This window comes from Pseudoalteromonas marina, from assembly GCF_000238335.3.
Lineage (GTDB): Bacteria > Pseudomonadota > Gammaproteobacteria > Enterobacterales > Alteromonadaceae > Pseudoalteromonas > Pseudoalteromonas marina.
This window is the reverse complement of sequence record NZ_AHCB03000006.1, coordinates 370,352-393,712: the sequence shown is the minus strand read 5'-3', so window position 1 is coordinate 393,712 and position 23,361 is coordinate 370,352. Positions and strand designations below refer to the sequence as shown.

Annotated in this window: 25 protein-coding genes; 13 read left to right on the top strand and 12 right to left on the bottom strand. The window is 39.2% G+C overall.

Annotation, left to right across the window (positions count from 1 at the left end; all coding sequences use genetic code 11):
• Positions 1–26: 26 nt before the first annotated feature.
• Entirely contained in the window at positions 27–215 is a 189-nt protein-coding gene (locus PMAN_RS10715) for a hypothetical protein (RefSeq protein WP_006791503.1), read from the bottom strand.
• A gap of 448 nt (positions 216–663) precedes the next feature.
• Between PMAN_RS10715 and PMAN_RS10710 the strand changes: the two genes are divergently transcribed.
• A complete protein-coding gene (locus tag PMAN_RS10710; RefSeq protein ID WP_006791502.1) occupies positions 664–903 on the top strand; it encodes a helix-turn-helix domain-containing protein in 240 nt (79 codons plus the stop codon).
• Positions 904–977: 74 nt separating this feature from the next.
• On the opposite strand, the gene PMAN_RS10705 is transcribed toward PMAN_RS10710, so the two are convergent.
• Genes PMAN_RS10705 through PMAN_RS10690 form a run of 4 tightly spaced genes read right to left on the bottom strand, consistent with a single transcriptional unit; the run spans position 978 to position 4,732 of the window.
• The gene (locus PMAN_RS10705) at positions 978–2,357 is read right to left on the bottom strand and encodes an AmpG family muropeptide MFS transporter (RefSeq protein WP_010556990.1); all 1,380 of its coding nucleotides are present in this window, start codon (positions 2,355–2,357) and stop codon (positions 978–980) included.
• A 46-nt stretch (positions 2,358–2,403) separates the two neighbouring features.
• Positions 2,404–3,024, bottom strand: a complete 621-nt coding sequence (locus PMAN_RS10700) for a peptidylprolyl isomerase (RefSeq protein ID WP_010556991.1) — start codon at positions 3,022–3,024, stop codon at positions 2,404–2,406.
• Between the two features lie 2 nt (positions 3,025–3,026).
• A complete protein-coding gene (locus PMAN_RS10695) occupies positions 3,027–3,587 on the bottom strand; it encodes a YajG family lipoprotein (protein WP_010556992.1) in 561 nt (186 codons plus the stop codon).
• A 2-nt stretch (positions 3,588–3,589) separates the two neighbouring features.
• Complete coding sequence (locus PMAN_RS10690; protein WP_010556993.1) at positions 3,590–4,732, bottom strand: methyltransferase; 1,143 nt, start codon at positions 4,730–4,732, stop codon at positions 3,590–3,592.
• A 42-nt stretch (positions 4,733–4,774) separates the two neighbouring features.
• Here PMAN_RS10690 and PMAN_RS10685 point away from each other — a divergent pair, with 42 nt between their 5' ends.
• From PMAN_RS10685 to nqrM, 11 genes are all read left to right on the top strand, one after another.
• Positions 4,775–5,368: an alpha-ketoglutarate-dependent dioxygenase AlkB family protein gene (locus tag PMAN_RS10685; RefSeq protein ID WP_010556994.1), complete on the top strand. Its 594-nt coding sequence runs from the start codon at positions 4,775–4,777 to the stop codon at positions 5,366–5,368.
• 78 nt (positions 5,369–5,446) lie between these two features.
• Entirely contained in the window at positions 5,447–5,758 is a 312-nt protein-coding gene (locus PMAN_RS10680; RefSeq protein ID WP_033035747.1) for a BolA family protein, read from the top strand.
• Positions 5,759–5,871: 113 nt separating this feature from the next.
• A complete protein-coding gene (gene fabV / locus PMAN_RS10675) occupies positions 5,872–7,065 on the top strand; it encodes an enoyl-ACP reductase FabV (RefSeq protein ID WP_010556996.1) in 1,194 nt (397 codons plus the stop codon).
• Positions 7,066–7,575: 510 nt separating this feature from the next.
• Positions 7,576–8,919, top strand: a complete 1,344-nt coding sequence (locus PMAN_RS10670; protein WP_006791494.1) for a Na(+)-translocating NADH-quinone reductase subunit A — start codon at positions 7,576–7,578, stop codon at positions 8,917–8,919.
• A gap of 1 nt (position 8,920) precedes the next feature.
• On the top strand, positions 8,921–10,135 hold the full coding sequence (locus tag PMAN_RS10665) for an NADH:ubiquinone reductase (Na(+)-transporting) subunit B (RefSeq protein WP_006791493.1): 1,215 nt from the start codon (positions 8,921–8,923) through the stop codon (positions 10,133–10,135).
• Complete coding sequence (locus PMAN_RS10660; protein WP_010556997.1) at positions 10,128–10,877, top strand: Na(+)-translocating NADH-quinone reductase subunit C; 750 nt, start codon at positions 10,128–10,130, stop codon at positions 10,875–10,877. The genes PMAN_RS10665 and PMAN_RS10660 overlap by 8 nt, the downstream gene beginning before the upstream one ends.
• A complete protein-coding gene (locus tag PMAN_RS10655; RefSeq protein ID WP_006791491.1) occupies positions 10,877–11,509 on the top strand; it encodes an NADH:ubiquinone reductase (Na(+)-transporting) subunit D in 633 nt (210 codons plus the stop codon). The genes PMAN_RS10660 and PMAN_RS10655 overlap by 1 nt, the downstream gene beginning before the upstream one ends.
• A 10-nt stretch (positions 11,510–11,519) precedes the next feature.
• The gene (nqrE, locus tag PMAN_RS10650; RefSeq protein ID WP_006791490.1) at positions 11,520–12,128 is read left to right on the top strand and encodes an NADH:ubiquinone reductase (Na(+)-transporting) subunit E; all 609 of its coding nucleotides are present in this window, start codon (positions 11,520–11,522) and stop codon (positions 12,126–12,128) included.
• 17 nt (positions 12,129–12,145) lie between these two features.
• Entirely contained in the window at positions 12,146–13,369 is a 1,224-nt protein-coding gene (gene nqrF / locus PMAN_RS10645; protein WP_010556998.1) for an NADH:ubiquinone reductase (Na(+)-transporting) subunit F, read from the top strand.
• Positions 13,370–13,482: 113 nt separating this feature from the next.
• Positions 13,483–14,511, top strand: coding sequence for an FAD:protein FMN transferase (locus PMAN_RS10640; protein ID WP_008129520.1), 1,029 nt, complete (start codon positions 13,483–13,485; stop codon positions 14,509–14,511).
• 101 nt (positions 14,512–14,612) lie between these two features.
• Entirely contained in the window at positions 14,613–14,825 is a 213-nt protein-coding gene (nqrM, locus tag PMAN_RS10635; RefSeq protein ID WP_010557000.1) for a (Na+)-NQR maturation NqrM, read from the top strand.
• A gap of 1,026 nt (positions 14,826–15,851) precedes the next feature.
• On the opposite strand, the gene PMAN_RS10630 is transcribed toward nqrM, so the two are convergent.
• Both PMAN_RS10630 and PMAN_RS10625 read right to left on the bottom strand, forming a co-directional pair.
• Positions 15,852–16,439, bottom strand: a complete 588-nt coding sequence (locus PMAN_RS10630; RefSeq protein ID WP_010557001.1) for an FMN-binding negative transcriptional regulator — start codon at positions 16,437–16,439, stop codon at positions 15,852–15,854.
• Entirely contained in the window at positions 16,439–17,014 is a 576-nt protein-coding gene (locus PMAN_RS10625; RefSeq protein WP_010557002.1) for a GNAT family N-acetyltransferase, read from the bottom strand. Before PMAN_RS10625 ends, PMAN_RS10630 begins: the two co-directional genes overlap by 1 nt.
• A 104-nt stretch (positions 17,015–17,118) precedes the next feature.
• Between PMAN_RS10625 and pdxR the strand changes: the two genes are divergently transcribed.
• The gene (gene pdxR, locus PMAN_RS10620) at positions 17,119–18,579 is read left to right on the top strand and encodes a MocR-like pyridoxine biosynthesis transcription factor PdxR (RefSeq protein ID WP_010557003.1); all 1,461 of its coding nucleotides are present in this window, start codon (positions 17,119–17,121) and stop codon (positions 18,577–18,579) included.
• Position 18,580: 1 nt separating this feature from the next.
• Here the strand turns inward: pdxR and PMAN_RS10615 are convergent, their stop codons facing one another.
• From PMAN_RS10615 to ettA, 5 genes are all read right to left on the bottom strand, one after another.
• Positions 18,581–19,246 carry a hypothetical protein gene (locus PMAN_RS10615; RefSeq protein WP_010557004.1) on the bottom strand — a complete coding sequence of 222 codons (666 nt, stop codon included), beginning with the start codon at positions 19,244–19,246 and terminating at the stop codon, positions 18,581–18,583.
• Positions 19,247–19,336: 90 nt separating this feature from the next.
• Positions 19,337–19,834: a TlpA family protein disulfide reductase gene (locus PMAN_RS10610; RefSeq protein WP_010557005.1), complete on the bottom strand. Its 498-nt coding sequence runs from the start codon at positions 19,832–19,834 to the stop codon at positions 19,337–19,339.
• Positions 19,835–19,896: 62 nt separating this feature from the next.
• Positions 19,897–20,805, bottom strand: coding sequence for a histone deacetylase family protein (locus PMAN_RS10605; protein WP_010557006.1), 909 nt, complete (start codon positions 20,803–20,805; stop codon positions 19,897–19,899).
• Positions 20,806–20,858: 53 nt separating this feature from the next.
• Positions 20,859–21,227: a PilZ domain-containing protein gene (locus PMAN_RS10600; RefSeq protein ID WP_010557007.1), complete on the bottom strand. Its 369-nt coding sequence runs from the start codon at positions 21,225–21,227 to the stop codon at positions 20,859–20,861.
• Positions 21,228–21,532: 305 nt separating this feature from the next.
• Positions 21,533–23,206, bottom strand: coding sequence for an energy-dependent translational throttle protein EttA (gene ettA, locus PMAN_RS10595; RefSeq protein WP_033035741.1), 1,674 nt, complete (start codon positions 23,204–23,206; stop codon positions 21,533–21,535).
• Positions 23,207–23,361 lie beyond the last annotated feature (155 nt).

Genomic DNA, 23,361 nt, shown 5'->3' with positions numbered 1-23,361 from the left:
AGCCGCATTAGCGGCTTTTTTTATGCCTATAAATTAGAGGGGGCATACTCTGTGATCTGCATCATCAATACAAAAAAGCCCAGTACAAATGCAGATAGTACTAAAATATACATAAACCCTTTTTTACCTTGCTTAATTGGCACGCCATTATGGCGCAAGAATAAGTACCACCCTGCACATAAAATAATCGGTAATAAAAAAAGAAGCCTGAACATTATGTAACCTTTTTTGTGTTGATTATTGCCTAATATTAAACGAATAACATTAACATGAAATAAATTTGTTATAAAAATGCCTATTTATATTTTTATAATAAAAATATTATTTTTAATGTTTTTGATAACTTAGCTGAAATATTCAGTGTTTGTAAATGTTCAATGGGGTTGATTTTGACTAAGGCGAGCAATTAACTATTTAACCAAAGTGTTAATAGTATATAATGTATCCAAGAATGAGACGGGCAAAATTTCATTCTAATAACAAAAACCTTTTACCACATTTTAAGCGTCGTTTTTAGCTATGTGGGTGGGAGTGAGTAGCAACCAGTGCTTTGAGAAGCGATAGATTGCTATTTAAAACATAAGTTACTGCTTACTTGCCTACAGCTATGGTAACGACTGCTGCTTTTGTGGTGTTGTCTAATCGTCTAGTAGGAGATGTAAAATGATGGGGAAAACTGTTTCTTCAGAAGAGAACGCTAAGTTAACAACATGGCTTAAAAGCAAACGCCATGAAAAAGGCCATACAATGAGAAGCCTTGCACAGGTGCTTGGAACGCCTCACTCGTTTATCGGCAAAATTGAAAATCAAGAACGCCGTTTAGATGTAGTTGAGTTTGTTCGTTATTGTACAGCGCTAGAAGTTGACCCACATGAAGCACTAAGCCTGCTTAAAGTAGATTAATAGTGTGTTGCTTAGTTCATTCAGGGGCTTTTTAAATGTGCTAAGCAAAATATTAATGCATGGATGCATTAAGCTTATTGGCCACTATGGTAGTTTTTCTCAAGCTCATACAATTTGTGTCTTATTGCATACAAAAATAGTAAAGAGGGGAGCACCATTAAAGCGGTTAATACAAAAAATAACGACCAATTTCCCATTAGCCAATCATCAATTACAACCCCACTGTAACTCGAAAGTAATGTTCTTCCTAAATTCCCCAGCGACGCCAACAACGCATAATGTGTTGCACTAAACGCTCTGTCACATAGCATAGATATAAACGCGACCATAGCAACGAGAGACCATGCTTGTGTAAAGCCATCAATTACTATAGCAAAAGCATATAAACCTAAGTTAGGGCCCACTAATGCAATAGCAGAAAAAGCTAAATTAGATGCAGCCATGGCTACACCACTAACAAACAACCCTTTCACAATGCCATATTTTTGATTAAATAAGCTGCCTACGAAGGTAAAGGCAATGGTGAGCACTGCGGTGCCAACTTTTGAAAAAGTAGCTATATCGCTATTGCTAAAACCTATTTCTTTATAAAAAACAATCGACATTCGTCCTAAAAACGCTTCGCCAATTTTAAATAAGAAAATAAAAGCAAGTAATGCGAGTGCAGTTTTAACCCCGTTCTTTGCAAAAAATGTTCTAAAAGGGTCAATTACTGTAACAACCAACCAGGCAACGACTTTATTGAGAGGTGTTTGATTAATAGTAGCAAGCTTTTCAATGTAAACACGTTCTAGTTCTTCGTGAACGGCTTCTCTATTAGAGGCGGGCTCTTTAGCAAATAGCACTCCTCCCATTAATACCAATATTACAGCAGCTAAAAAGTAGTAAACTTGTGGCCAACCGAGTGAAGGAATATCTGCCATATAAAATGGAATCGCACCCAATAACGCGTAGCCTGTCCACCATCCTGAGGTGGCCATGGCTGCGGCAGCAGTTGCTTTGTGTGATTCACTTTCGCTTAGGGTATCTATTCTAAATGCGTCTATCGCAATGTCTTGTGTGGCAGATGCAATTGCAATTAATAAACACAGTGCTGCAGCAATCGCCAAGTTAGCTTTGAGGTCAAGGCCAGCAAGAAGTAATGTGCCTAAAAACATAAAGCTTTGGCAAAACAATATCCAGCTACGGCGTTGGCCTAGCCACTTATATAAAATAGGCAGTTTTGTACGATCGATTAAGGGCGACCACAAAAAGTTGATGCTGTAGGCACCAAATACAATACCGAATAAGCCTATCATGCTTCGGCTCAGGCCTTCATCTTTTAGCCATGCCGACATTACAGAGCCAATTAATACCCAGGGAAAACCACTGCTAATACCAAAAATAAACACATTAATTAAACGTTTATCTTTAAAATACGAAAAGTATTCGCTGAAAGAGAGAGTGTTGCTCATAGGGCCTTCATTGGCGAGTGGGTGCAGCTATACCGCACCTCATTAATTATAATGGTGTTGGCTCAATCATTTTAATATTTAAAATGACCACTGGTGTTTCTGGCACAAAGTCATAACCAATTTTTTCGTTGTAAATTGTTTTAACAGCCATAATTTTATCAAGGGTTTCGTATCCATCCATAACAGTACCAAACACCGCAAATCCCCAGTCTCTTCCAGGATTTAAATGGTTATTGTTATCCATATTAAAGAAAAACTGGCGAGTACCTGAATGCGGCTGTCTGTCTTGGTATGCCATGGCAATACTGTACATATCATTTTTTAGACCATTCCCGCTTTCATTAAAAATAGGATCGTTTTGATGTAAGCCTTCCATGTCTTTATCATACCCACCACCTTGTATAACAAAATCGCGTTCGTTTTCTTCGTCGCGCTCAACACGATGAAAAATACTACCCTGATAACTTTTATCTGATACATAAGTCAAAAAGTTATTAACTGTAATAGGGGCCCGAGAACGGTCTAGCTCAACAATAATACTGCCTAGTGATGTCACTATTTCAACACGTGGAAACATATTGTCTTTTTGTACAAATCTGCCCTCTTGGGCTGCTAAACTTGCTGCGCTAAAACAAAGAGCTAAACAAAGTATAAAAAGTCGTTTCATGGTTAACCTTCTAAAAACTGTATTAATTCAGGATCTGACACAATGCGGGTTATCATTTGTTCAGTCAACTTATTGAGTTGACCTTCTATTTTAGCTCTGTCGTGGCCAAGCGGGCCTTCTAGCGCTGCATTACCGCTATACTTTTTTGTAAAATTACTTGTAGCACGGATTACGCGAACACTCAGTTCAATTTTTGCTTCACTTTTATGGCTTACTAAGGTTTCAGTAACCACTGCTTGTAAGGCATTTATATCTAGCTCAAATCGAGTGGTGGCTAAATTTGAAATGCTCGCGCCATTACGACTAAGTGCACTGTCTAGTGCACTTTTAATCGACTCTGTAATACCTTGGCTTGCAAATGTTTTGGTTTTGTCTGACTCAACTAGAGTTAGGGTAGAAGTATCGCCACGTACATCAATAACACTCGTGCTCAGGCTACTATTTAAAGTGCTCACTTGGCCACTTTGGTAAACCGGGTTAAGTATGACTTGGCTTGGTTGGTTTGCACAGCCTGCTAAAATACAAAATGCAGCACAGCCAAATATACGGTTTATTATTGTCATTGTTATAACACCCCACTATTTTTAGTTGAACTTAAAACCACAAATTTTTTGTTTGAACCTAATAGCTTACAGTTACCAAACATTCGGTTTAACTTGTCATGATAATCTAAATGACGATTACCAATAATACGCAGCTCACCACCTTCTTTTAACGTGTCTTTCGCTTGTTTAAACATTTGCCAAGCAATGTGATCAGTAACCGCTTGTGCCTGGTGAAATGGTGGATTACATAGCACCATATCTACACTGTTTTTTTCAAAGCCGGTTAGGCAATCGTTTTCGATAAATTCGCAATCATCAAATCGTTCTGCCATGTTTTGCTCTACGTTAAGTCGTGCAGACTCGACCGCCATGTACGATTCATCAACAAACGTTACAGAGGCTTTAGGGCAGCGCGCTAAGGTCATAACACCAACTACGCCATTACCACAGCCTAAATCAATAATTTGTTTAGCTTTTGGTGTTTGCGGCAAGTAGTTAAAAAAGAAGCGCGCACCAATATCTAACGAATCACGCGAAAACACATTTGCATGGTTTGTAATAGTAAACTCGGTGCCTTCAAGTTGCCATGAAACAGGGTAATCAGCAGCTTTATAGCCGCCTTTTGGGCTACTTAAAATAAGGCGTGACTTTTTCACCGCTAAGCTTGTTTTAGTTTCACCAATAAACTGTTCAAACGCCTTAATTGTTGAGTTGTGAATATCTTTAGTTTTACCAGCTGCAATAACAGGTGTGCCTGGTGCAAGAACTTCGCTTAACTCACTTAATTGAAACTGCAAAAAGCCAACATTACGTGGTATTTTAATTAACACTAAATCTACGTCTTCTGGAAGTGCCGAGAGGCTGTCCAATTGCGTAAATTGCACAGTAGACAGCTTATTCTCTTGTAAATTATACGCTGCGGCTTGGTGGCTAATATACGAGTCATTAACTGAACAAACCGTTAATTGATTAAAGCTACAGGCAAGGGCACCAAAGCTGTCATTTAAAATAAGCAATGAGCGACAATCAGGATGATGTTCGTTAACATAATTGATAAGGTACTCATCGCCCGAATCCCACGCTTGTAAACTGCGGTTTTTTTGATCCAAAGGGAAGCGTTCAAGAGTAAAAGTTTTATCGCCTAGCTGGGCTTGCGTCGTCATAGTGGTTTTTGTATCAGTAAACTAATGTAGGTAAATTCTAACATGCAACGGCAAAACGCCAACCCCCAACAGTTGCCTAATGGCTTTTCTTATCAAACAAAGGCGCTTAGCGCACAAAAAAGCCTCGATTTATTTTATTATCTGCAAAAAAACCTTAAGTGGCAGCAGCCAGAAGTCACGGTTTACTCTAAAACTGGACCAATCCCACGGCTGCAATGCTTTATTGGCGACCATAAAATTGAATACGGCTATTCAAACAGTAAGTTAATAACTGAACCTTGGCCTAGTGCATTAATGGCAATGCGAAAAAGGTTAGAGGCACATTTAAAGCAGCCTTTTAATTCTTTATTAGTCAACTATTATCGCGATGGCAACGACACTATGGGATGGCACAGTGATGATGAAATTGAGTTAGGCCAGCAGCCCACTATAGTGTGTATATCGCTTGGAGCAGAGCGGGTATTAAAGCTAAAAGACAAAACCAGTAATAAAATAACGGATTTAAAATTACACAGTGGTAGTTGTTTGGTTATGAGTGGCAATAGCCAGCGAGACTTTCAGCATGCTATTTTGAAGCAAACCAGCTTAGTGCACCCGCGAATAAGTTTAACCTTTAGGTATATAAAACAAGGCTAGTTGCGTAATTTAGTTAGCCAACGGGCAGGGCTGCTTGCTATGATAAGTTCATAAATTAGCTATAAATAATGGTTTTATATGTCAATGCAGCAACAAATCCAAGAAAAAATCAGCAATGCTATTGCGTGTAAGCATTTAAATGTTATTAACGAAAGTCATATGCACAGCAAAGGCACTGACTCGCACTTTAAAGTTATTGTGGTAAGCGAAGAGTTTTTAGGTAAACGCCTTTTGCAGCGCCATCGTCAAATTAATGAAATTTTAAAAGAAGAGCTGGCAAACCACATACATGCATTGGCTATTCATACTTACACTCCTGACGAATACACTGAACATGACGGCGAAGCGCCAGCATCGCCAAACTGTTTAGGTGGATCTAAATTAGATTGATTAATTGAGGTTTGACAGTTATTTACAACCATATTTAACTGATCAGATCAGTGTTTTAAGTATTAGCCTTTAAACTAGCGCTAATTTTTATAGTAAAAGATATAGGATCATCAATGGTCATTAAGCCAAAAATTCGTGGATTCATTTGTACAAACGCTCACCCAGTAGGCTGTAGAGAACATGTGCAAGAGCAAATTAACTATGTAAAACAACAAGGTGCATTAAAAAACGCACCAAAAAATGTGTTAGTTATTGGTGCATCTACAGGCTACGGCTTGGCATCGCGTATTACGGCAGCATTTGGTGGCGGTGCTAAAACATTGGGTATTTTCTTTGAAAAAGAAGGTACCGAGCGTAAAACAGGGTCAGCAGGTTGGTATAATACGGCTGCTTTTCAAAATGCGGCAGACGAAGCCGGGTTATGGTCTAAAAATATCAACGGTGATGCCTTCTCAAACGAAATAAAACAAAAAGCAATTGATACAATTAAAGCAGATTTAGGCAAGGTTGATCTGGTCATTTACAGTTTAGCGTCGCCTCGTCGTACTGACCCAAATACGGGTGAAGTTTACTCATCAACGTTAAAGCCAATCGGCAACGCAGTTACAACAAAAAATCTAAATACGTCAAAGCGTGAAATTGACGAAATTACTGTAGAGGCTGCAACACAAGACGATATCGACAACACCATTAAAGTAATGGGTGGTGAAGATTGGGAAATGTGGATTAATGCACTTCAAGACGCTGACGTGCTAGCAGATGACTTTAAAACCACAGCTTACACATACATAGGCAAAGAATTAACGTGGCCAATATACGGGCACGCGACTATTGGTAAAGCAAAAGAAGACTTAGACCGTGCAACGGTTGCGATAAAAGAGTCAACTAAAGCGTTAAATGGTCAAGCGTATGTTTCATCACTTAATGCTGTTGTAACACAAGCGAGTTCTGCTATACCAATTATGCCATTGTATATTTCAGCTTTATTCAAGGTAATGAAGGCGGACGGAACATACGAAGGCACCATTGAGCAAATTCATGGTTTATTTACCGAAAACCTGTACGGTGAAACGCCGCGTTTTGATGATGGTGGACACTTATTTCAAAACTACAAAGAACTTGAAGACGATGTTCAAGCACGTATCCAAGCAGTATGGGACAAAGTAGATACCAGCACGATTGACGAGTTGACAGATTACGTTGGTTATCACAATGAGTTTTTACGCTTATTTGGTTTTGGCATTGAGTCAGTTGATTACGCCCAAGATGTAGAGCCAGTTCAAGCAATTGCAAATATGATTGATTAATCAATTAAGTGAATAGTCAGGGCTTGTTTGTCTTTTTTGGTAAAATGTTAAGTAACCTGTTTGGCATTTCGGTAATACAGAACTGATGTTGTGTGGTTATTGCCCATAAATAAGTATTATTGCTAAACAGGTACCGCCTTAAGATTCAGTAAGCTTTAATCCTATAAATTCAACATGCCCTAATTTAAAAGTCGCTTCATGCGACTTTTATCAATTAAAAAACCTCATTCTTTGCTTAAGCTACCACTTTGGTCTAACTTAAATTTTATTAAATCTAGCTAACAAAACCAAATAAGCGTTTCAGTCGTATAATTTTCATAAATACACTCGCATAGTCACCCACAATGGTGTTAAAATTAAGGCAATATGTGAAGAGTTTTTACCGCGTTGCCTGTTTAATGACCAAAGCGAGTTTTTCTTTTATACATTGAAATAACTTGGGGTAGCTTAAATGGCGACGTGGTTGGTACGATTTTTCAGTTTCTTTCCGTTAATGTAGTGCAAGTGCGTATGATCAACATAAAAAAAGGTCTGGATTTACCATTAGATGGCGCACCTCAGCAAGTTATTCACGACGGTTCACCCGTCAAAAGAGTAGCCGTGCTAGGTGAAGAGTTTATAGGTATGCGTCCAACCATGCATATTCGTATGGATGACCAAGTTAAAAAAGGCCAGGTACTTTTTGAAGACAAAAAGAACCCAGGCGTCCTGTTTACCGCACCAGCTTCTGGTGTTGTAAAAGAAATAAATCGTGGTGCTAAACGTGTGCTGCAATCTGTTGTTATTGAAGTAAACGGCAGTGAGCAAATCACCTTTGACTCTTTCTCTGAATCTGAGCTTACAAGCTTGGATCGTGAAAAAGCTAAAGAAGTACTTATTCAGTCAGGTCAATGGACAGCACTACGTGCTCGCCCATTCAGCAAAGTAGCGGCTGTGGATGCAAATCCTAGCTCTATATTTGTTACCGCTATAGACACTAATCCTCTTGCTGCAGATCCTGCAGTGATTATTGCTGAAAATGCGCAAGCGTTTGAAGCAGGCTTAGCTGTTGTATCGCGTTTGACCGATGGAAAAGTATTTGTTTGTAAGCAAGCTGGCAGCCAAATCCCTAGCTCATCTATTGCTCAAGTAGAAGTACATGAGTTTGGTGGTGTGCATCCGGCTGGCCTTGTAGGCACTCATATTCACAACCTTGACCCAGTATCTGCTAGCAAGCAAGTTTGGCATATCGGTTACCAAGACGTTATTGCGTATGGTCACCTATTCCTTACTGGTGAAATTTACACAGATCGTGTTGTTTCTCTTGCAGGTCCTCGCGTTAAAAATCCACGTTTAGTGAAAACACAATTAGGTGCTTCATTAGATGACTTAGTGGCAGGGGAATTAGAAGACGGTGATAACCGTGTTATTTCTGGTTCTGTACTTGCAGGTGCTACGTCGTCTGGTGTTCATGCATTCTTAGGTCGTTACCATGTTCAAGTATCTGTTTTACTTGAAGGTCGCGAAAAGGAATTGTTTGGCTGGATTGCACCAGGTAGTGATAAATTCTCTGTAACGCGTACATTCTTGTCTCACCTTACTCCGAGTCGTTTATTCAAAATGACAACGTCTACGGGTGGTTCAAAACGTGCCATGGTTCCACTTGGAAGCTACGAGCGTGTTATGCCACTTGATATTTTGCCAACGCTATTATTACGTGACTTATTGTCTCGTGATTTAGACAGTGCAATTTCATTAGGTGCGCTTGAATTAGATGAAGAAGATTTAGCGTTATGCACCTTCGTTTGTCCTGGCAAATACGAGTACGGCGCAGCCCTACGCGATTGCTTAACTACGATCGAGAAGGAAGGCTAAAATGGGTTTAAAAACTTTCTTAGAAGATATCGAGCCGCATTTTGAACCAGGTGGAAAACACGAAAAATGGTACGCACTGTATGAAGCAGCCGCGACTATTTTTTACACACCAGGTTATGTAAACAAAGGTTCAACTCACGTTCGCGATAACATCGACCTAAAACGTATGATGATTTTAGTGTGGATGGCGACGTTCCCTGCCATGTTTTTTGGTATGTTCAACATCGGTCATCAAGCAGCTATGGCGCTTGGTAATGGTTTTGAGCTAGCTAACATTTGGCAAGTAGGTTTGTTCCAGCTACTAGGTGGTGACTTGACTGCCGATGCAGGTTGGGGCGCAAAAATGTTCTACGGAGCGTGTTTCTTCCTACCTATTTATGCAACAACGTTTGTTGTTGGTGGTTTTTGGGAAGTGTTGTTTGCTTCTGTGCGTAAGCATGAAGTAAATGAAGGTTTCTTCGTAACGTCAGTGCTATTTGCACTAATTTTGCCTGCCACAATTCCTTTATGGCAAGTTGCACTAGGTATTACTTTCGGTGTTGTAATCGCAAAAGAAATATTTGGTGGTACTGGTCGTAACTTCTTAAACCCTGCTCTTGCAGGTCGTGCGTTCTTATTCTTCGCATACCCAGCGCAAATTTCAGGTGACACAGTATGGACTGCCGTAGACTCGTTCTCTGGTGCAACAATGCTAGGTCAAGCATTTGCAGGTACGTTAGGTGGTGACTTAGGTTACGCTAACATGCAAATGTGGTGGAATGCGTTCTACGGCTTTATCCAAGGTTCTATGGGTGAAACGTCAACGCTTGCTGTACTTATTGGTGGTTTGTTCTTAATTTACGTGCGCATTGCTTCTTGGCGTATTGTGCTAGGTGTATTCCTAGGTATGGTGATTACTTCATCAATATTAAACACAATTGGTTCAGAAACTAATGCAATGTTTGCTATGCCTTGGTACTGGCACATGGTGCTAGGTGGCTTTGCATTTGGTATGTTCTTTATGGCTACTGACCCTGTATCTGCTGCATTTACTGATAAAGGTAAATTAGCATACGGTGCGCTTATTGGCTTTATGGTTATCATGATCCGTGTTGTTAACCCTGCATACCCTGAAGGCATCATGCTGGCAATCTTGTTTGCTAACTTGTTTGCACCATTATTCGATCACTTTGTAGTGCAAGCTAATATCAAGCGGAGGTTGGCACGTAATGTCTAGTAATAACGAATCAATTGGCAAAACGCTAGCTGTTGTTGTCTCATTATGTTTGGTGTGTGCAGTAATTGTATCGCTAACGTCAGTGCAACTTCGCCCTTTGCAAAAAGCAAACAAAGCAAAAGATATTCAAAGCAATATTTTAGCAGCCGCGGGTATTAGCAAAGTTGATAACGTTGCTGAAACGTTTGAAGCTAAAATCGAAACACGCTTTATTGATATGCAAAGCGGTGATTTTGCAGACCCTGTAGAAGACTTTGACTTTGAAAAAAGCAAATATGATGCAGAGCTGAGCAAATCTTTAAAAGAGAATGGAATTAAGGACATCGCTGGTATACAACGTATCACTAAGCGTGCACCTGTTTACATCTCTAAAAAAGACGATGGCTCTACAGATGCAATTATTCTTCCTATCCAGGGTTATGGTTTATGGGGTTTGATGTACGGTTTTATTTCGCTTGAAAGCGATGGTGAAACAATTAAAGACATCATCTTTTATAAGCACAACGAAACACCTGGTCTAGGTGGTGAAATTCAAAACCCACAGTGGACTGCAACGTGGGAAGGTAAAGAATTACCAATCCAGATCGTTAAAGGAACTGCGGGCGGTGATGAGCATAAAATCGATGGTCTTTCAGGTGCTACATTAACATCTAACGGTGTTGATCACGCGGTTGATTTTTGGACTGGCGAAAACGGCTTTGGCCCTTTCCTTGCTAAAGTACGTAATGGAGCATTGAAATAATGGCTGATACTAAAGAAATGAAGGCGGTCCTGTTTGGGCCAGTTTTCGCTAACAACCCAATTGCACTTCAAGTACTCGGTATTTGTTCTGCGTTGGCTGTAACCTCTAGCTTAAAAAACGCATTAATCATGTCAATCGCATTGACTTTGGTAACCGCATTTTCAAGCCTTTTTATCTCGACTATTCGTAATCACATCCCATCGTCAGTGCGTATTATCGTACAAATGACGATTATTGCGTCATTAGTAATCGTTGTTGACCAAGTACTGCAGGCTTTCTCTTATGCTACGGCAAAAGAGCTTTCTGTATTCGTTGGTCTGATTATTACTAACTGTATCGTAATGGGTCGTGCTGAAGCATACGCGATGAAGTCACCACCATTAATGTCTTTCCTTGATGGTATTGGTAACGGCTTAGGTTACTCTGTAGTTCTTCTTACTGTTGGTTTCATTCGTGAGCTATTCGGTAAGGGTTCACTATTCGGTGTTGATATTATTCCATTAGTACAAAATGGTGGTTGGTACCAACCTATGGGTCTATTGATCTTACCACCGAGTGCATTCTTCATCATTGGTTTATTCATTTGGGTACTACGTACTTATAAGAAAGACCAAGTAGAAGCTAAAGCGTAAGGGGCGATAAGTGGAACATTATATTAGTTTATTTGTAAAAGCCGTTTTTATTGAAAACTTAGCTTTAGCGTTCTTCCTAGGTATGTGTACATTTTTAGCCGTGTCTAAAAAAGTAACTACATCAATTGGCCTAGGCGTAGCGGTTATTGTTGTACTTGGTATTTCTGTACCAGTTAACAACTTGGTTTACCACGCGGTATTAGCACCAGGTTCACTTGAGTGGCTTGGTTACCCAGAAGCTGATCTTAGCTTTTTACGTTTCTTAACTTTCATTGGTGTTATTGCAGCACTAGTGCAAATTCTTGAAATGGCATTAGATAAGTTCTTTCCACCACTATACAACGCATTAGGTATTTTCTTACCATTGATCACAGTTAACTGTGCAATCTTTGGAGCGGTAGCCTTCATGGTTGAGCGTAACTATAACTTCGGCGAGTCTGTTGTATATGGTATTGGCGCTGGTGTGGGCTGGGCGCTTGCAATTACATTACTTGCAGGTATCCGTGAGAAAATGAAGTATTCAGACGTACCAGATGGTTTACGTGGTTTAGGTATTACCTTTATCACTGTTGGCTTGATGGGTCTTGGCTTTATGTCATTTTCTGGTATTTCACTGTAATAATAGCGAGGTCAATCATGGATATTTTCTTAGGCGTTGGTGTTTTTATCGCTATCGTTGTAATACTAGTTTTAATCATCATTGGTGCTAAGTCTAAACTAGTTGCAAGCGGTGATATCATCATCGGTATTAATGGCGATGCAGACAAAGCCATTAAAACATCAGCAGGTAGTAAGCTATTAGGTGCACTATCTGAGTCGGGTATTTTCGTATCTTCTGCATGTGGTGGCGGTGGCTCTTGTGGTCAGTGTCGCGTTCACATTAAAGAAGGTGGCGGCGATATTCTACCAACTGAACTTGATCACATCTCTAAAGGTGAAGCCCGCGAAGGTTGTCGTTTAGCGTGTCAGGTAAATGTTAAAAATGACATGGAAATTGAACTTGAAGAGTCAATTTTCGGTGTTAAAAAATGGGACTGTGAAGTTATCTCTAACGATAACAAAGCAACTTTCATTAAAGAACTTAAGCTACAAATTCCAGATGGCGAATCAGTGCCTTTCCGTGCGGGTGGTTACATCCAAATAGAAGCACCAGCTCACCATGTTAAATACGCCGATTTCGATGTTCCTGAAGAGTATCGTGGCGACTGGAATCATTTTGGTTTCTTTGACCTGGAGTCAAAAGTAGACGAAGAAACAATTCGTGCTTACTCAATGGCTAACTACCCAGAAGAAGAAGGCATCATCATGCTTAACGTGCGTATCGCTACGCCGCCGCCAAGAAACCTAAGCCTACCTTGTGGTAAAATGTCATCGTACATTTGGTCACTTAAAGAAGGTGACAAGGTGACTATTTCAGGTCCATTTGGTGAGTTCTTCGCTAAAGAAACTGACGCTGAAATGGTATTTGTAGGTGGTGGTGCAGGTATGGCACCAATGCGTTCACATATCTTTGACCAACTTAAACGTTTAAATTCTAAGCGTAAAATGAGTTTTTGGTATGGTGCGCGTTCTAAGCGTGAAATGTTCTACGTTGAAGATTTTGACGGCCTAGCTGCTGAAAACGATAACTTCGTTTGGCACACAGCGCTTTCAGATCCACAACCTGAAGATAACTGGGAAGGCTATACTGGCTTTATCCATAACGTGTTATTTGAGAACTATCTTAAAGACCACGAAGCGCCGGAAGATTGTGAGTTCTACATGTGTGGTCCTCCAATGATGAACGCGGCAGTTATCAATATGCTTAAAGACTTAGGTGTTGAAGACGAAAATATCTTATTAGATGATTTCGGTGGCTAACACGCATATCAAAACAGATTAGTTTTGGTTAAAATATCAGCCTCGTAGCACTCTGTGTTACGAGGTTTTTTTATTCTTATATATTAATTTTTAACCTATTAAGTAGGGTTGTTATGAACAAAGTAAATACTCCCCAGGGCATAATCGCCTTATTTATCATTACGCTGACTTTACTGTTATCTGGATGCGCAGAATCGGTCCCAAAGGAAACCTATTTAGAAGGTAAAACCATGGGGACTACCTATCATATTAAATATTATGACGAGCAAGAGGCAATATCTGCTCTTCAAATACAAGAACAAATAGATGCTGTATTAGTCGACGTAAACCAGTCTATGTCTACATACATCAAAGACTCGGAGATAAATACATTTAATCGCTTGCCTGCAAATCAATTTATGCCAATAAGTGAAGGCTTCAGAGCTGTTATAAGCGAATCCATTCGTATCGGTGAGTCTACTAATACACTTGATGTAACAATGGGACCATTGATTGATTTATGGGGATTTGGCCCTGATAAAAAGCCGACCAAACGACCCACTGATGATGAGCTTCAGGCAATGGTTGCAAATATTGGTGTAGATAAGCTTGTATTAAATGAACAAGGTCTAGCAAAAACAGTTGATGGACTAGAACTATCATTTTCTGCAACTGCTAAAGGGTACGGCATAGACAAAGTAGCGCAATTACTAGAAAGCCATAGCATTACTAATTACATGGTTGAGATTGGCGGTGAGCTGCGTATGTCTGGCGAAAAGCCAAATGGACAAGGCTGGGTAATTGCAATAGAACAACCAGATGCAGAGCCAGGTAAGCGTGAAGTGCACCGAATTTTACTACCAGGCACTATGGGAATTGCTACATCTGGGGATTACCGTATCTTTTATATAATGGATGGCGAAACATACACCCATTTGATTGACCCTGTAACAGGAATGCCAATTAAGCACGACTTAGTTTCTGTAACAGTATTACACCCAAGTGCAATGACCGCAGATGGCTTAGCAACTGCTTTAACAGTTATGGGTATGGAAAAAGCACAAGCTTATGCACAAGCTAATAACTTAGCAGTGTATTTAATTGCTAAATCGCCTGATGGCTTAGTTACGTATTCAAGCCCTGCATTTGAACCCTACTTGTAAGTATTCAAAGCTGGTTTATTTCCATAGAGGTTGGGTATATAATATTAACTGCTCAAAAATAGTTTGGGCTTAATTTATTGCTGATCAATAGGGGCTAAGCAATGTCACTTTTTTTTCTTACTTTTGGCTTACTAATTTTAATTGTTACAGCAATGGCTGTAGGTATGATCGTGCAAAGAAAATCGATGGCCAGCAGCTGCGGTGGATTAGGCTCGGTAGGCATCGATAAAGCCTGTGATTGCGATGATCCTTGTGACAAGCGAAAAAAGCGCTTAGCTAAAGAGCAAGCTTGGAAAGAAAACCAAATAATTTAAATATTTTTTTTAAACAAAAAGCGCTTTTATAGCGCTTTTTTTGTGCCTGCTGTTCAGTGAAATAATACAAATCCCGCTTAAAAATTCATTTTACTTAATAAGAAACAGACTGGTTCAGTCATAAATAGCATTAAAGAATAATGGTTTACTTAGTTTCATACAGGGGCATTGAGTTGTTTTATGCCTAATAGAGTAAAGATTTACCGAGTGCCTTACAGGCAAATATTTCGTTACTTAAAAGCATGGCTATTAGACTAAGGTCTATAGTTTAGTTTTTTTCATCTATCAGGTTTATTTTTATCGCTTGTGAAATTTGAGTAATAACTCTAAAGTTAACCCATAGACACGGCTAAGAGCTTAATCAGTAGCTTTAGCAAAGTAAAATGTGTTTATAGGCAATGGCCAGAATTCGTTAGTGTTTAACTAACACAAAGAATCTTTATATTGTGTGTGAAGATGTTGTCAGTGTGAAAGGCAACTCAAGTTCGGTGGTGACTTAGCTTGGGTTGTTTTTATTTACCTACAATTGCCACGCAATCTAAACCAGAATCTTTATATTGTGTGTGAAGATGTTGTCAGTGTGAAAGGCAACTCAAGTTCGGTGGTGACTTAGCTTGGGTTGTTTTTATTTCCCTACAATTGCCACGCAATCTAAACCAGAATCTTTATATTGTGTGTGAAGATGTTGTCAGTGTGAAAGGCAACTCAAGTTCGGTGGTGACTTAGCTTGGGTTGTTTTTATTTACCTACAATTGCCACGCAATCTAAACCAGAATCTTTATATTGTGTGTGAAGATGTTGTCAGTGTGAAAGGCAACTCAAGTTCGGTGGTGACTTAGCTTGGGTTGTTTTTATTTCCCTACAATTGCCACGCAGTCTAAAACCAGAATCTTTATATTGTGTGTGAAGATATTATTAGTGTGTAAACGGCTTAAATTCAATTATATTGAGTTTAAGCCGTTTTTATTTTTACTCTACCTATGCTTCTTTCATCATAAAAACGCTGCAAAACGTGTAAATAATAAACTAAAACATATCAGCAATAGTATGCTTTTTGGCTTTAACTAAACTTTTCTTAATTTCCATTCTTATACCTTCAGGCTTGTTTTGGCTTAGTTTAAAATTACCGCTCCAATGAATAGGTTTAAAATTTATAAAGCATAGTTGCTGGTAAAGCTGTTCACGTAACTGGATTGGTATTTCATTTAGTTGCCATTTTGGCTCAAAACTTTCTTCAAAATGCGATGTTAGTCTCTGCATAATATGATGTTTTTGATTATTACACTCAACTATTTCAACCTTGGCAAGTACCTCTAACGAGCAGTAAAGCCAGCTTGGCAGAGTTTTATTATTACTATACGAAGGAGATAGATAACAGTTTTCACCGTTAAATAATAATTTTATAGACTGCCCAGCGCAGTACGTTAGCGGGTTACTTTTTGCGACGTGTGCAATAAATACATCGCGTGAGTGTTCATATAATACAGGCACTCGACATACATTATTTAAGTCACTTTGCGAGCAAGGCATTAAAATACTCGCTAGAGGGAACTGCTCAACTAAAGTCTGCAAACGTTTAATATTATGTTCTTGAAAATGCATCGGAGGGTACATTAAAGCCTCCTCTCTAGTTGTGATTTTATATCCGGCCATTGCTCATCGACTATGCTAAATTTTGCTGTGCTTCTAAAGCTACCATCACTTAGTAATCTATCTTTATGAGCCACACCTTCAAAACGTGCACCTAAGCGCGTAATTGCATTGCGTGATTTTTTATTATTTTCGTGGGTATTAAATGAAATACGCACTAAACCTAGCTTTTCAAATGCGTAATTAAGTAATAAGTATTTAGCATGTGAATTTATGTAAGTACGCTGCCAGTCATTACTAATAAATGTATGACCAATTTCAGCGCTTAAATTATGTGTATCTAACTTAAATAACCGTGTTGTGCCCACTACTTGCTGTGTGTTTTTATCAATAATGGCGAAAACAACTTGCTCGTTTTTATTAAATTGCGCCTGAGTTAAAAACCATTCTTTTAATATTTCAGGGCTTTTAGTGTAATTGCTTAATACCCACTGCCATACATCAGGGTGCTGGCCCGCTTTATATAATCCATTTAGGTGCTTATGGTTTAATGGCTCTAAAATGACCTTGTTTGTTTTATGTGTTTGCAGAGTAAACATTATTGGCTCCATTTTTGCAATTTGTGAGCAACAAATGTACGCTTATTTGGGTTGGTAAAAACAACCAGAATGTAACTTTTACCTATACCAGATTAAGGAAGCATATGCAGCCGCTGAATATTGAGTTTAATGAGCAGCGCAAAGCAAAGTATTTGCAGCTAGCGCAAGCACTTCGTAGCGCAATTATTAAAGGCGATATTGCGGTAGGCACTAAGCTCAGCTCAGCCAGAAAAATGGCGCAAACCTACCAGCTAAACCGCCATACAATAATGAATGCTTTACAGCTATTAGTAGCTGAAGGCTGGGTTGAGTCTCATGAGCGCTCAGGATATAAGGTAACCCAAACCCTACCAATTCAAAGCAGTGCTAATACTAAGCAAGTACCTATTGTAACGCCTAAACCCTATAAATTTGCCAAGGAGTTAGCAGTGCCTGCGCCTGCTATGAACCTAAGTGATTTCAAATATAACTTTGCAGGAGGGCTTCCTGATCTTAATTGCTTTCCATATAAACAATTTAAACGCTCTTTAAGTTATGTCTTTAATCATGCAGATACCAGTAAGTTTCACTATGGTGATATAAGCGGAGTAAGTGAGCTAAAGCAACAAGTAAGCAGCTATTTACACAAAGCACGTAACCTTAAAGTAACTGATTTACTAATATGTAATGGCTCTCAGGAAGCATTATTTTTAATTTCAAAAGCTTTTATAAATAAAGGTGATTTTGTCGCGGTTGAGACGTTAGGTTATCCGCCAGCTCGTAAAGCTTTTGCGGCATGCGGTGCACAATTAGTAGATATAAAACAAGATGAGCATGGTCTTTGTGTTGACGATTTAAAAGCACAACTTAGTCGATACTCAATTAAAATGCTGTACTTAACTCCACTGCATCAATATCCGACAACCGTAACTTTATCGCCTACACGGCGTATGCAAATTTATCAGCTGTGTTATAAGTATGGCGTGATGATCATAGAAGATGACTACGATCATGAGTTTCACTATAAATGTCAGCCACTACAGCCTATGGCAGCAGATGACCCAGCCGGTATTGTAATTTACCTCTCTACTTTCTCTAAAATTATGTTTTCTGCAGCTCGAATAGGCTACATTTGTGCACCGCCAGAGGTTATTGCGCAGCTAAGTGCTTGGAAACAGTTAATGAATCATAAAAACGATGTTGTTATGCAATTAGCTGTAGCGCACTTTATGAAGGAAGGGAGTTTTGAGACGCACTTAAAGCGAATGACCAAGCTCTACAAGAAAAGATTCGAGGCAATGGACAACGAGTTAAGCCTTATGCAATCAAAGGGTTTACCAATAGAATATGTAAAACCTGATGGTGGTATGGCTATGTGGGTTAATTTAAACAAACCAGTGCATGGCTTAAAAAGCGCATTGCAAATGCAGGGAGTTTATATTCAAGCAGAGCCTGAATTTTATTATCAAGAAGCCGCGCGTAGCCTAATACCAAAAAAGCAAAGTTATATACGGTTGGGATTTGCAGGGCAATCAACTCATGCCGCGCGAGAAGGGCTTGAGTTAATTGCTAAACATGTTTACTAGCTTATTTAAGTAAACTTTCGCCATCGTAAAAAAGAGGCTTTAAGGTTCCGCAGTTTATAAATTTATAAGTAAGTTCGTTTTCAGGAGGAACTCGTTTTGATGTGCGAACTTTCTGCATACAGGCATTAACCAAGTCCACAAAAATTAGGTGGTTGAAGCTTGGTGCTTTTTGAATTTTATGTACATAAATACGCTCTGTACCATTTAGCTCAATCATATCGTACTCATGCCATTGCGAAGATTCGCTTAGCTCATTAAGTTCTCTGGCGTACAGTTGCTTATCGAGCTCAAGTTGTTTAGCTTCATAAATTAAAGTGCCCCCTTGGCGGTAATCACCTTCGTAAATGTCGGCTGTAATTGTTATTTCATCCCCGCGCATTAAATGTTGAATATTAAACTTTTGCGGCTTAATAGTGATCATGTCGGCATTTTTCGCAAAGTTTAAAAAAGCAACGTTTGAATTTTTAACTTCGTAAACAACTTGCAAGTCATGTGGCGATCTATAAGAAGGAAGATTAATAGCAAAAATAGAAGACCCTCTATTAACTAGTGCCATTGGGTGAACTGCATTGTAGCTAGGATCTAATGGTGGAAGTTCTACTTTTTCTTCTTCAGCAAACGCTGTAGTACTTAGCAAAAGCAACAATAAAGTAAATAGTAAACGCATAATAACCCCAATTAATTTATGAGCTTAAATTGTAGTATAAAGTTTATATAACTCATATTTTAATGCGCATTAACTCCCTTAATTATTAAGCTATTTAGCTTTAATTGAGTTTAGTAGAGTGCGGGCTTTCAAATGTATATTTGCATTATCTGGGTCTGATGAATTAGTAGCCCAAACAACATGGCCTTTTTCATTTATAAATAACGTAGTGGGTGTGCCGTGTATTCCTAGTTGTGCCGCAATTTTATCTGCTTGTATTGCGGTTTTAAATGTATAACCCCTATTGGTTAATGCTTTTGCGGGGGAGGCGTTATCATCTTCTTTAAAACTTACAGCTATTACGTTTAAGCCCATGTCGTGTATTTTTTGAAGGGCGGGTTGTAACTTTTTGCAATAAGGACACCATGTAGCCCAAAAGTGCAGAATATAAGGTTCGCCTAATAGGTTTTGTGTTTTTATACTTGTACCATCGGCCATGTTTAATGTTAAGGCAGGGAGTTCAGGATGGTTTGAGTCTTGAATAGATTGCTCTGCAAATACCGCAAAACTTAAAATGGTAAGTGTTATAACTATAAAAATGTGTTTCATTGTGGTGTCGTTTTTATTCTAGTTAGCAAATAAGAACGACAATATTAAGTTTTTATTTCATATTAAAAGCGTGCTGCTTGTTCAACTACAATGCCATGGCGCTGTGCAAGGCGAAGATGATCTTTATCGTAACCGCCACCAATAACAGTTGCTACTGGTATGTTGTGCTCAAGGCAGCGTTTTAAAACCAAATGATCGCGTTTAGCTATCCCATCCCAACTTATATCTAATTTACCTAAGCCATCGTTTTGCCAAATATCTACACCGGCATCGTACAGTACTAAGCTTGGGTTTAGTTCTTTAAGTAGGTAGCTTAAGGTATCGTCAACAATGGCTAAGTATTCGGCATCTTGCATATGATTTGCTAAGCCAATATCTAAATCGCTAGCCGATTTCCTAAACGGGAAGTTTTTTTCGCAGTGTATTGAACAGGTATAAGCATAGGGCTGATGCGCAAGCATAGCAGCGGTGCCATCACCTTGATGTACGTCTAAATCAAAAATAAGCACGTTGGTTACTTCGCCGCTATTAATCAAGGTCTGGGTGGTAAAGGCTAAGTCATTCACCATGCAATATCCTGAGCCAAAATCAAAGTGCGCATGGTGCGTGCCTCCTGCTAGGTGACAGGCTATGCCGTGTTTTAGCGCTAAGCGAGCGGTTTGTAATGTGCCCTGCGGGGCAGTAAATGTGCGCGCCATCAATTGAGCTGACCAAGGTAATCCTATACGACGCATGGCTTTATCGTCTAAGCGGTTGTTCCATAAATCGTGAATGTAGTTGTCGCAATGCACTAACTCTAAAGGCTCGGGAGAGCCTAAAACAGGTTGTGTGAGGTTATTACCAACTAAGCCTAGTTTTTTAACGTGTGCGTATAGATTAGCAAACTTACTCATTGCAAATCGGTGCTTAGGATCAAAACTAAACGAGTAGTTTGGATGGTACACTAACGGTAAATGAGGGTTTAGAGTCATATTCACACAGGCTATAAAGTTTTCCCTATGGTAATCAACTCCCCTCAAAGTGTCTATTTTTGTGAGTCGTGAATAAGCATGGCTAATTCGCGGTGAAGTAATTCATCGTCCGCTAAGTTGAGTTCAATGAGTCTTTTTAGATAGGTAATACTATCAATATCAATATGCTTACACTTTAAACCAATGTGATTGGCTTCTACATGGCAAATCGTTGTCTCCATTTTTATTTCAATTTCGCTGTCGGGTAAAATAAAACGCAGTATGGCATCATTTTCTATTTGATCATTTAACACATCACATTTACTGACTAACGCGCCGTGCAATGAAATATCAAGCAAGGTACATGGGTACTCATTTTCTTGAAAAATTATGTGCGCATCGGTTGAAAATAAAATACGTGAAAATTGACGACGTTCTTGCATGACTCTGCCTTATTGTTTTTTTAGTAATATCAATAGCATTAAATTAGTGTTCAGTAATAGTGCGAATAAAACAACTCATTAATAATCACTAAAATTACGGCATATGGTTGTTCTATGTGAATAATTTTTTATTTAGTTAGCGAGTGATTCAACATCAATCAAATGCATAATATTTTTAAATAAAATTGGTATAAGCATAGCTTTAAATTACACAGTTGCTAGCTACAAACACACATAGTTTATTTAAGGCATAAAAAAACCCTGCGAAAAGCAGGGTTTTAAAGGTATTTCAGTTAATTTAGCTATTAACCAATTTTTTTGTATTTTATACGCTTAGGTTGTGCAGCTTCTGCACCGTAGGTCTTTTTGAGCCACTCTTCGTATTCAGTATAGTTACCATCGAAAAAGTTAATTTTTCCTTCGTCGCGGTAATCTAAAATGTGCGTAGCAATTCGGTCAAGGAACCAACGGTCATGCGATATACACATTACACAACCTGGGAATTCTAAAATAGCATTCTCAAGCGCACGAAGTGTTTCAACGTCTAGATCATTGGTTGGCTCATCCAGTAGCACTACGTTACCACCGGCTTTTAATAATTTAGCAAGGTGTAAACGGTTACGCTCACCGCCCGATAAGTCTTTTACAAACTTTTGCTGATCGTTACCTTTAAAGTTAAAACGGCTAACGTAAGCACGGCTTGGGAATTCAAAGTTACCAATTTTTAAAACGTCTTGTCCGTCAGATATTTCTTGAAAAACTGTTTTGCTTTCGTCCATATCGTCGCGGAACTGATCAACCGTTGCTAGTTGTACGGTTTCACCAACGTTAACACTGCCGCTATCTGGCTGCTCTTCGCCACTTAACATTTTAAATAGTGTAGATTTACCCGCGCCGTTGGCACCAATAATGCCCACAATAGCGCCTTTAGGCATTGTAAAGCTTAAGTCGTCTATTAATACGCGGTCGCCAAAGCTTTTACGTAAGTTAGTAACTTCTAATACTTGGTCGCCTAAACGTGGGCCAGGTGGAATAAATAGCTCGTTTGTTTCGTTACGTTTTTGGTAATCTGATTGTTGTAGCTCGCTAAACTGCGCCATACGTGCTTTAGACTTAGCCTGACGACCTTTAGGGTTTGAACGCACCCATTCAAGTTCTTGCGCAATTGATTTTTGACGTGCTTTTTCAGATTTTTGTTCTTGCTGTAAGCGCGCGTCTTTTTGTTCAAGCCAAGAAGAGTAGTTACCTTCCCATGGAATACCTTCACCACGGTCAAGCTCTAATATCCAGCCAGCAACATTATCAAGGAAGTAACGGTCATGCGTTACTGCCACAACAGTGCCTTCGTAGTCATGTAAGAAGCGCTCTAACCATGCAACCGACTCAGCATCCAAGTGGTTAGTTGGTTCATCAAGAATAAGCATGTCTGGTTTTTCGAGTAACAAACGACAAATAGCAACACGGCGGCGTTCACCACCTGAAAGGTGCTCAATTTTAGCATCCCACTCAGGTAAGCGAAGTGCATCTGCAGCGCGCTCTAGTACGTTATCGATATTATGACCATCGTGCGCTTGAATAACTGCTTCTAATTCACCTTGTTCTTTAGCCAGTGCGTCAAAGTCAGCACCTTCCATTGCGTACTCGTTGTACACCTCGTCAAGGCGATTAAGGGCGTGTTTTACCTCGCCAACAGCTTCTTCAACTATTTCTCGTACTGTTTTGCTTTCGTCTAGTACTGGTTCTTGTGGTAAGTAACCAATTTTAGTACCAGGCTGAGGGCGTGCCTCACCTTCAAAGTCTTGGTCAACACCGGCCATAATACGTAGCAATGATGATTTACCAGAACCATTTAAACCAAGTACACCAATTTTGGCGCCAGGAAAAAAGTGCAATGAAATATCTTTTAAAATTGTACGCTTAGGCGGCACAACTTTAGATACTCGACTCATCGAGAAAATAAACTTATCAGGTAAAACCATGGAGGAAAGCCTTCAAATAATAATAAAAATTTTAATGTTGTATTGTAGTTGTTGAGAGGTGAAACAGTCAACGAATGGCGGGTGGGAATATATCTTTATCGTTTTATCTCGTTAAATGTATAGTTTTATTTGGGTGTGCTAACGTATTTAAACCA

Coding starts and splice junctions, on each gene's coding strand:
- PMAN_RS10715 (WP_006791503.1), bottom strand. CDS start 215: ATGTTCAGGCTTCTTTTTTTATTACCGATTATTTTATGTGCAGGGTGG.
- PMAN_RS10710 (WP_006791502.1), top strand. CDS start 664: ATGATGGGGAAAACTGTTTCTTCAGAAGAGAACGCTAAGTTAACAACA.
- PMAN_RS10705 (WP_010556990.1), bottom strand. CDS start 2,357: ATGAGCAACACTCTCTCTTTCAGCGAATACTTTTCGTATTTTAAAGAT.
- PMAN_RS10700 (WP_010556991.1), bottom strand. CDS start 3,024: ATGAAACGACTTTTTATACTTTGTTTAGCTCTTTGTTTTAGCGCAGCA.
- PMAN_RS10695 (WP_010556992.1), bottom strand. CDS start 3,587: ATGACAATAATAAACCGTATATTTGGCTGTGCTGCATTTTGTATTTTA.
- PMAN_RS10690 (WP_010556993.1), bottom strand. CDS start 4,732: ATGACGACGCAAGCCCAGCTAGGCGATAAAACTTTTACTCTTGAACGC.
- PMAN_RS10685 (WP_010556994.1), top strand. CDS start 4,775: ATGCAACGGCAAAACGCCAACCCCCAACAGTTGCCTAATGGCTTTTCT.
- PMAN_RS10680 (WP_033035747.1), top strand. CDS start 5,447: ATGTCAATGCAGCAACAAATCCAAGAAAAAATCAGCAATGCTATTGCG.
- fabV (WP_010556996.1), top strand. CDS start 5,872: ATGGTCATTAAGCCAAAAATTCGTGGATTCATTTGTACAAACGCTCAC.
- PMAN_RS10670 (WP_006791494.1), top strand. CDS start 7,576: ATGATCAACATAAAAAAAGGTCTGGATTTACCATTAGATGGCGCACCT.
- PMAN_RS10665 (WP_006791493.1), top strand. CDS start 8,921: ATGGGTTTAAAAACTTTCTTAGAAGATATCGAGCCGCATTTTGAACCA.
- PMAN_RS10660 (WP_010556997.1), top strand. CDS start 10,128: ATGTCTAGTAATAACGAATCAATTGGCAAAACGCTAGCTGTTGTTGTC.
- PMAN_RS10655 (WP_006791491.1), top strand. CDS start 10,877: ATGGCTGATACTAAAGAAATGAAGGCGGTCCTGTTTGGGCCAGTTTTC.
- nqrF (WP_010556998.1), top strand. CDS start 12,146: ATGGATATTTTCTTAGGCGTTGGTGTTTTTATCGCTATCGTTGTAATA.
- PMAN_RS10640 (WP_008129520.1), top strand. CDS start 13,483: ATGAACAAAGTAAATACTCCCCAGGGCATAATCGCCTTATTTATCATT.
- nqrM (WP_010557000.1), top strand. CDS start 14,613: ATGTCACTTTTTTTTCTTACTTTTGGCTTACTAATTTTAATTGTTACA.
- PMAN_RS10630 (WP_010557001.1), bottom strand. CDS start 16,439: ATGTACCCTCCGATGCATTTTCAAGAACATAATATTAAACGTTTGCAG.
- PMAN_RS10625 (WP_010557002.1), bottom strand. CDS start 17,014: ATGTTTACTCTGCAAACACATAAAACAAACAAGGTCATTTTAGAGCCA.
- pdxR (WP_010557003.1), top strand. CDS start 17,119: ATGCAGCCGCTGAATATTGAGTTTAATGAGCAGCGCAAAGCAAAGTAT.
- PMAN_RS10615 (WP_010557004.1), bottom strand. CDS start 19,246: ATGCGTTTACTATTTACTTTATTGTTGCTTTTGCTAAGTACTACAGCG.
- PMAN_RS10610 (WP_010557005.1), bottom strand. CDS start 19,834: ATGAAACACATTTTTATAGTTATAACACTTACCATTTTAAGTTTTGCG.
- PMAN_RS10605 (WP_010557006.1), bottom strand. CDS start 20,805: ATGACTCTAAACCCTCATTTACCGTTAGTGTACCATCCAAACTACTCG.
- PMAN_RS10600 (WP_010557007.1), bottom strand. CDS start 21,227: ATGCAAGAACGTCGTCAATTTTCACGTATTTTATTTTCAACCGATGCG.
- ettA (WP_033035741.1), bottom strand. CDS start 23,206: ATGGTTTTACCTGATAAGTTTATTTTCTCGATGAGTCGAGTATCTAAA.